Source organism: Salicola sp. AFF1, from assembly GCF_056783195.1.
Genome location: NZ_JBXAYL010000046.1, coordinates 1 through 7,590, shown reverse-complemented (window position 1 = coordinate 7,590; position 7,590 = coordinate 1). Strand labels below are relative to the sequence as shown.

The window sequence follows — 7,590 nt, the reverse complement described above, 5'->3', positions numbered from 1 at the left end:
CGCTTCGAGCGTGACGCCCAGGGCCAACTGATCGGCGAGGACGAGCGCCGCTTCCAGTACGACGACGGCGGCAACCGACTCCCGGACGACAACACCGAACTCGAGCGCGACCGCCTCGTCCGCACCGCCGACGCCGAACGCGGCTACGACGACCTGGGCGCCGAAACCGCCGTTCTGGGCGACACCCCGGAATACCGCCGCTTCGACGCCGAAGGCCAGCTCACCGAACTCAGGCGCGACGGCCTACGCGTCCAGTACGGCTACGACGCCCTCAACCGCCGCGCCTGGCGCAAGAGCGCCGAGGGCACAACCACCTACCTGTGGCACAACGATATTCTGCTCGGCGAACTCCGCCCGGATGGTACGTGGCAGTACTACATCCGCGATCCCCAGACCGACGCGCCGCTGCTGACCCTGATTAATGGCACGCCGTATTACTATGAGCTGGACTGGCGCGCCATGCCCGTCCGGCTGTGGAGTGAGCAGGGCGATCTTGTCTGGCAGGCTAATGCGGATGCCTGGGGAAACTGCGATCCCGAAATGCCGCATGGTCCTGTCCACCAGCCCATAAGGCTGCCAGGGCAGTTCGAAGATGAGCTGACGGGATTGCACAACAACCGGTTCCGGGATTATGACCCGAAAACCGGAAGGTACCTCACGCCGGATCCGATTGGCATCAAGGGTGGCCTTAACAGCTACCGTTACACCAACAACCCGGTGGACTTCATTGATCCACTCGGCCTTAGCCCGCGTGAATCGGTCGCCCAGAATCGAGCCGATGCCCAAGCAGCCGTTGGCGAAAGTGTGCTTAATGGATTGGGTTGGGTCGATGAGAAGACCACCATTCAGCCATTGGCGGAAATACAGACCGGTGCCATGGAGACACTGGATGAACTGGGCGTTATGGCGGTCAATAACGGCCATAACTGGGCCATCCCGGCTCTGGGTGCCACCTATGCGATCACCGCTGCGGTATTCCCAACCAGTGCTCTGGATTTTGTGCCGGGCGGCAAGGCCGGTAAATTGGGTAAACTTGGCAAGCATTCGGATGAGGCTGCTGATCTTCCAGGGAAACCTCCCACACAAAGCTGGGAAAAGCCACCAGGATGGCGACTGCCAGCGAGTCGTGGTCGATGGAGGGGGGAACCGGGGAATTCCCCCTGGGAATCGGATATTCCAGAGGTAAACGAAATTACCAATGGTGAACCGATTCCATTTAATGAAGGATATCCAGATTTTAGTAAGTGGTCCAAAGCTGAGTTTGAGTTTGACTCCTTAACCGGAACACAGGATGATTTTTCCGCTGTTTACGAAAAAGTAGCTGAAGTGAAAGGGTTGCCTAATAAAACTGCTGGAAAACAATATCTTTCTCAAAAGGGATTAACTCCCCATCATCATCAGGATGGGAAAACTATACAGTTGGTTCAAACTAAACTTCATGGCAACATACCCCATCAGGGTGGTGCATCGAATCTGAGAAATAGATAAGTGAGGAATTTATGGCGGATTTAGACGTAGAAATCAAAAAAATCGGGCTAGTTCCGCTGCATGAATCATTTAAAAGCTGCAGCGATGAAAGCATCAAAGATATAGAAAATGAATTTGGGATAAATATTCCTTCTGACTACTTATGGTTTATTTCTAACTATGGAGAAGCATTTGTTCCTCATGAAGTTGGGTTTAAGCCGAAGGAAACTAACCCATGGTTGTCAAAGCACGGCCTTAATGAGGTAAATTTATTTTATTCAGGAGAACGTAATAGCGAGCATAGCGTTCTTCAGATAAAAAATAGACTCCGTGATCAGATAAAAGATAAATTTTTGCCAATTGCGGAATCTTCTGGAGGCAATCAAATTTGTTTGTGGCTTGGGTCTGAGGGCTTAGGCTCTGTTTACTTCTGGGATCATCAGGGAAAAGTTGATGAGGACCTGTTTTTGATCGCTGATTCCTTTCGAGACTTTATTGAAAGCTTTGAGGAATTTCCGGAACAGCCGAGTGAGGATAAACCAAAAATTGTGAACTCAAGAATCTCTGATGATTTTTGAGTATTTAGAGTCTGCCTTTGATCTTATAGAGAAGAACGGCGGCGGTGATTTTGAAGGAAATAAAGACGAAAAGCTCATTCAAGATGCTGAAGATGCTCTCGGTGTCCGGTTTCCGAGAACCTATCGGAAATTTCTTGAAACGTTGGGGTGTGGCGATATAGAGGGACTTGAGTTTTTCGGAGTAATAAAAGATGATTTTGAAAACTCCGGAATTCCCGACGCGGTTTGGTTAACGCGCAAAGAACGAGAATCAGGATTACCCAAAGAATTGGTGTTGATACACGCAACGGGAGACGGCACTTATCTGGCTATTGATACAAGTAAAATGAACGATTCTGAGGAATGCCCCGTCGTTTCGTATGGAGTAGACGGAAATATTAAGGAAATTGCTTCCGATTTTGGAAGATTCTTGTTTTCAGAGTTGAGAGCGGCCCTGTCTGATTAATAGATAGATCCTGGCTTTATGTTGTTTTATTTATATACGCAGTAATAGCGAATACTGCCCTATGAACCTGGATTCAGGAATGATCAAGCCCCCATGCACGGATGGCGACGGGGCCGCGCCACCTGCCCAGTGGTGGGACTTGCCAGGGAGAGTACTGGCGCCTGATTGATTAAGTGTTGCCCACCGGGCAGGGAAGCCTTGCCTGATTCGGTGAGCCGCTCTGGCTCACCCGATACGCCTAATGGGTTAGCGTTTATGCGGCCAGAATCGCGTCAGGGTTCGCTGAATTCTACATCCGGGACCCGAAGAGCGACGCCCCACTGTTAACGCTGGTCAATGGCACGCCCTATTACTACGAACTCGACTGGCGCGGCATGCCCATCCGCCTGTGGTCCGAAACCGGCACACTGGTCTGGCAGGCCAATGCCGACGCCTGGGGCCACTGCGAGCCGGAAACCCCGGATGGGTCCATCCATCAGCCACTGCGGCTGCCGGGGCAGTTCGAGGACGAGCTGACCGGTCTCCATCACAACCGGTTCCGGGACTACGATCCCGAAACAGGGCGTTACCTCACGCCCGATCCACTCGGCATCAAGGGCGGCCTTAACAGCTATCGCTACACGAATAACCCAGTGGATTTCATCGATCCGTTGGGACTCAGCGAGCGCGAGTCGGCTGCGCAGAATCTTGCGGATGCCCAGACATCCATTGGTGAAAGCGTGCTCAACGCACTGGGCTGGGTGGATGAAAAGACCACCGTTAAGCCTCTGGCAGAAATGCAAACCGGTGCAATGCAGGGGCTTGATAACCTAGGAGTGCAGGCCGTCAACAGCGGTAATGAATGGGCGATTCCGCTGCTGGGGGCCACCTATGCGATGACCGCTGCAGTGTTCCCAACCAGTGGCTTGGACTTTGTTCCCGGCGGTAAAGCCGGTAAATTAGGTAAGCTTGGGAAGTATTCGGATGAGGCTACCGATGCTGGTCAAACGATAAAAAGAAATGAATCACCAGAAATAAACGGGAGACAGTACTGGAATAAATCCACAGATTTTGAAGGGCATAAGATTTATCAGCGTGATGATCTTATTGACCCGAATTTGGTTGATGCTCGTAATAGAACTAACCATCAAAGGATGGAGAAAGGATTGGCCCCTATTGGTCCTGATGGAAAATCTATGAATTTGCACCATATGACTCAATCAAACGATGGCGCCCTTGCAGAAATGACACAAACATTCCATCAAAATAACAGTAGTACGATTCATATTAATCCAAGTAGCACTCCTTCAGGAATTGATAGGGCAGAGTTTAACAAGTTACGATCCAATTACTGGAAGTCTAGGGCAAACAGCTTTTAATGGTGAAAATAAATGAGCGTGAAAGATTTAGAGTCTGCCTTTGATCTTATAGAGCAGAAAGGCGGCGGTGATTTTGAAGGGAGTAAAGAAGAAAAGCTAATCCAAGATGCTGAAGTTGCTCTCGGTGTCCGGTTCCCCACAACATATCGAAAATTTCTTGAGACGTTAGGGTGCGGTGATATAGAGGGACTCGAGTTTTTTGGGATAATAAAGGATGACTTTGAAGACTCTGGAATTCCCGACGCGGTTTGGTTAACGCGCAAAGAACGAGAATCAGGATTACCTAAAGAGTTGGTGTTGATACACGCAACTGGAGACGGAACTTATCTGGCTCTTGATACAAGTAAAATGGACGATTCTGAGGAATGCCCCGTCGTTTCGTATGGAGTAGACGGATATATTAAGGAAATTGCTTCCGATTTTGGAGAATTCTTGTTTTCAGAGTTGAAAGCGGCCCTGTCTGATTAAATAGATAGATCCTGGCTTTATGTTGTTTTATTTATATACGCAGTAATAACGAATACTGCTCTATGAATGACCAAGCCCCCATGCACGGATGCATACTTGCACGGATGCCGACGGGGCGCGCCACCTGCTTAGTGGTGGGACTTGCCAGGGAGAGCACTGGCTTTATTAAAGCCGGTCAGTCTCCCGTACCCAGCGCCTTGAGGATGGCCTTTTTGTAGACGTTTTCCTCGGGCAGGGTAACGTTATTGAACGCCTCCTGCACCTTGTACACCGTGGTGGAGTGGACCAGGTCCTGCTTGAGCGGAATGGTGTTGCCCTGGGCGGTGGCGGTGCTCATGTCATGGGTATAGGCCATGAAGGTGATGGAGGCCGGCTGCAGGGCATACTTAATCAGACCTTTTTGCCCGCCGAGTCGCGACATGATCCGGTCATAAACGGGTGTGGGGCATACAAAGAATAACCCCTTGCGGCAAAGTTCCTCCCGCTGGAGGACCTGGCCCTTATAGATGAGCTGGGGCAGAATCCGTTTGGAGACGTTCTCCCAGTTCAGGCCGGCGGTGGTCTTGACGATGGAGCGGTCCGCCATCAGGGCCTCATAGCCGTTCCCGTAGTTGCCGGTGGTGTCGATGGTCTGGACTTCCACGGCCACGAATTCTTCCAGGTGCCCGCTGCTGTCGATCAGGGCCAGTACCCAGTCCACGAAATAGCCGCCCCGACCGTTCTTCTGGGGCAGTCGCAATTCACCGCCCCACCCCTTCCCGAACACTGCCACGCAGTCGGAACCGGTGCTGCGGGCCTGGTCCACGGCGTCTTCGCCAGGCGCCAGACTGAGGCCCTTCCTGAAGGCATGGTCGGCCACATCCCGCAATATTTTATGCTCTTCCGCGTAAAGCCGGATCGGACAACAGATGACCGGTTCACTGGTCATCGGTTTAAAGGTGCAAACCCCGCTCCTGCTGCCATCTCGGAAGCGTTTTTCACAGAGCGAGCCAGAGTAGGGGCAGATCCCTGATTTAGCCGCATTCAAGGCAGTGGTAGAGCGGTCTGTTGCGGGGTATCCGAAGAATTCCCAAATGGTTCCTGCCATTGGATGGCCCTTGTCAGTTCCTGCGCTTCCGCGCCCAGTGACTTGGCAAGTGACTGGCCGATGGCCGCCGCGAGAAGGGGCGGTACAGCGTTACCCACCTGCTCGTATTGTTCCACCCGGGAGCCTGAAAAATGGAACGTATCCGGGAACGTCTGCAGCCGTGCGGCTTCGCGCACGGTGAAGGCACGATCCTGCTGGTAATGAAAATAGGCCCCCCAGTGAGGATCACACTTTGTCAGAATCGTGGAGGCAAGGCCAGTGGGGTGGACCCGTCCATACCGTTTGGTGTGGTCGGACCGGCGGGCCCGCTGCATGCCCTTGGGCAGAAGTTCGTGGGGGACGTTCGTCCAGTTGCCGCCTGGGGGAATATGCGCCAGCCGCTCCAGGTTGACCTTGCTGAGTCTGGCCGCTTCGTGGTTCAGAACGCCGGGAGAGCCAGTGCGCAGGGCTCTCTGAAAATCGTTATGGGGCGGTGTGCGGTACGCCTTGAGGGCGTCGCCGGCTTCGCCGTTCGACAGTGCCGGCAGATCATCAATGGCATCCCGAACGGTGGTGAAAGGGGGCAACTCGACCGACTGGGGCAGGGAGACGATGTTGCGGCCATCGAAACTGGACGTGAAGTTGACCCGCATGGGGGCGTGACGCACCGGCTCCGGGAAGGTCGGGAACGCCTCCAGGTCCTTGCGCAGACCGAGCACAATCGTGCGCCAGCGCGTTTGTGGAATGCCGTAATGGGGGGCATACAGAATCCGCACATCGGCCTGGTAGTCCAAGTCATCCAGGGCGGTCAGGATGGCCTGTAGGGTCTCGCCGTTGTTGAAGGACACCAGCCCGGGTACGTTCTCCACCAGCACGGCGCGTGGCTGGAACTCCTCGACAAAACGCAGGTATTCCTTGAACAGGTGATTGCGTTCATCGCTTGAACAACGCTTGGGGGCGTTGATGGAGAAGCCCTGGCAGGGGGGGCCGCCCGCGATCAGGTCAAGCTGGCCGGTCGTCAGGCCCAGTTGTTCCCGCACGGCACGGGCGTCTACACCCCGGATATCCGTCTGATCAACGATGGTCTCCGGGTGATTATTGGCGTAGGTCTCGGCGTATCTGGTCTGAACCTCGTTGGCGTACAGGCTTTTGAAACCGGCTTCACGAAGCCCTTCCGATAACCCGCCCGCGCCGGAGAATAAGTCAATCATTACAAGTGGTTGAGTGGTGGCCATGGTGCTCTCCGGAAAGTCCCTGTTCGTATGGGCGCCAGCCCGCACTGGTGAGCCCTTGCTATAAAGCTGGCTTTTTATACAGCAATTGTAGTAATTCGTTAAGCCTTGTCTATCAGGAAGCAGCTGTCCAGCGACGGGCCTCATACTTGAGAACCATGCCTTCCAGAAGTTCGCGGATCACGCGTTGCTCATCTTCCTTTAGCTGCCCGATAGCCTCAAAGAGTAGCTTCAGCTTCTCATCGGGGCCACGTTCACGATTCTCAAAGACTAGTTCATCCAGCGAGACGTGGAGGGCCTTGGCGAGCTTGACTAATCCTTCCAGGGTAGGTTGAGCCGCCCCGCTTTCGTAGCGCCGAATCTGATTAATGTGCAAGTCGGCAGCGCTCGATAGGGCCTGCTGGGTCAAGCCTTGGTTCTTGCGAATCTGGGTCAGCCGTGAAGGAAAGTTCATGGGTATTAACCAAGTGATGGGACTACCCATAGTCTAAGCCTCCGTCTGAAAGGGGTGTTGTAATGATACCTTAACGGGTATCATAATAAAACCTCGAAGGATTATTGACAGAATTTTGGAGGTTCAGACGGATGGCACGACTGCCACAAGCACAGATTGAGCGCATCAAACGGGATATCCCCCTGGTGCGCCTGGTGGAGCAGAAGGGCTTTACCCTCAAGCTCCACGGGCGGGACTACGCCATCCACTGCCCGTTCCACGAGGGCGACCGCACCCCCAGCCTGATCATCACGCCGGACGTGAACCTGTTCCACTGCCCGGCCTGCGGGGCCAAGGGCTCGCCCATTGACTGGGTGATGAAGATCGAGGGCGTGTCCACGCGTCACGCCCTGGCGCTGTTATCGGCGGAGCTCGACGGCACCGCCTCCTTAGCCGCTGACGGGGCGGACCCGGTCAAGGCGGTGCGCCAGAGCACCCGCCGCAAGCTCCCGCCGCTTCTGGACACCAGCGCCGACCACCAGG

General features: G+C 54.0%; 9 protein-coding genes. 6 read left to right on the top strand and 3 right to left on the bottom strand.

Features of this window, described 5'->3' with window-relative positions; genetic code table 11:
* The 5 genes from AC1RQI_RS15965 to AC1RQI_RS15945 all read left to right on the top strand — a co-directional run.
* Positions 1-1,488: RHS repeat-associated core domain-containing protein (locus tag AC1RQI_RS15965; RefSeq protein ID WP_481905607.1), on the top strand; the 1,488-nt coding region annotated here is incomplete at its 5' end.
* An 11-nt stretch (positions 1,489-1,499) separates the two neighbouring features.
* The gene (locus tag AC1RQI_RS15960) at positions 1,500-2,045 is read left to right on the top strand and encodes an SMI1/KNR4 family protein (protein WP_481905606.1); all 546 of its coding nucleotides are present in this window, start codon (positions 1,500-1,502) and stop codon (positions 2,043-2,045) included.
* On the top strand, positions 2,035-2,490 hold the full coding sequence (locus tag AC1RQI_RS15955) for an SMI1/KNR4 family protein (RefSeq protein ID WP_481905605.1): 456 nt from the start codon (positions 2,035-2,037) through the stop codon (positions 2,488-2,490). Before AC1RQI_RS15960 ends, AC1RQI_RS15955 begins: the two co-directional genes overlap by 11 nt.
* Before the next feature lie 266 nt (positions 2,491-2,756).
* The gene (locus tag AC1RQI_RS15950) at positions 2,757-3,848 is read left to right on the top strand and encodes an HNH/ENDO VII family nuclease (protein ID WP_481905608.1); all 1,092 of its coding nucleotides are present in this window, start codon (positions 2,757-2,759) and stop codon (positions 3,846-3,848) included.
* 12 nt (positions 3,849-3,860) lie between these two features.
* The gene (locus tag AC1RQI_RS15945; RefSeq protein WP_481905604.1) at positions 3,861-4,316 is read left to right on the top strand and encodes an SMI1/KNR4 family protein; all 456 of its coding nucleotides are present in this window, start codon (positions 3,861-3,863) and stop codon (positions 4,314-4,316) included.
* Between the two features lie 175 nt (positions 4,317-4,491).
* On the opposite strand, the gene AC1RQI_RS15940 is transcribed toward AC1RQI_RS15945, so the two are convergent.
* The 3 genes from AC1RQI_RS15940 to AC1RQI_RS15930 all read right to left on the bottom strand — a co-directional run bounded on the left by AC1RQI_RS15940 (position 4,492) and on the right by AC1RQI_RS15930 (position 7,098).
* Positions 4,492-5,403: a NotI family restriction endonuclease gene (locus AC1RQI_RS15940; protein ID WP_481905603.1), complete on the bottom strand. Its 912-nt coding sequence runs from the start codon at positions 5,401-5,403 to the stop codon at positions 4,492-4,494.
* Positions 5,340-6,617, bottom strand: coding sequence for a DNA cytosine methyltransferase (locus AC1RQI_RS15935; RefSeq protein ID WP_481905602.1), 1,278 nt, complete (start codon positions 6,615-6,617; stop codon positions 5,340-5,342). The genes AC1RQI_RS15940 and AC1RQI_RS15935 overlap by 64 nt, the downstream gene beginning before the upstream one ends.
* Positions 6,618-6,729: 112 nt before the next feature.
* The gene (locus AC1RQI_RS15930) at positions 6,730-7,098 is read right to left on the bottom strand and encodes a helix-turn-helix domain-containing protein (RefSeq protein ID WP_481905601.1); all 369 of its coding nucleotides are present in this window, start codon (positions 7,096-7,098) and stop codon (positions 6,730-6,732) included.
* 101 nt (positions 7,099-7,199) lie between these two features.
* Between AC1RQI_RS15930 and AC1RQI_RS15925 the strand changes: the two genes are divergently transcribed.
* On the top strand, positions 7,200-7,590 hold a 391-nt coding region (locus AC1RQI_RS15925; RefSeq protein WP_481905600.1), incomplete at its 3' end, for a CHC2 zinc finger domain-containing protein.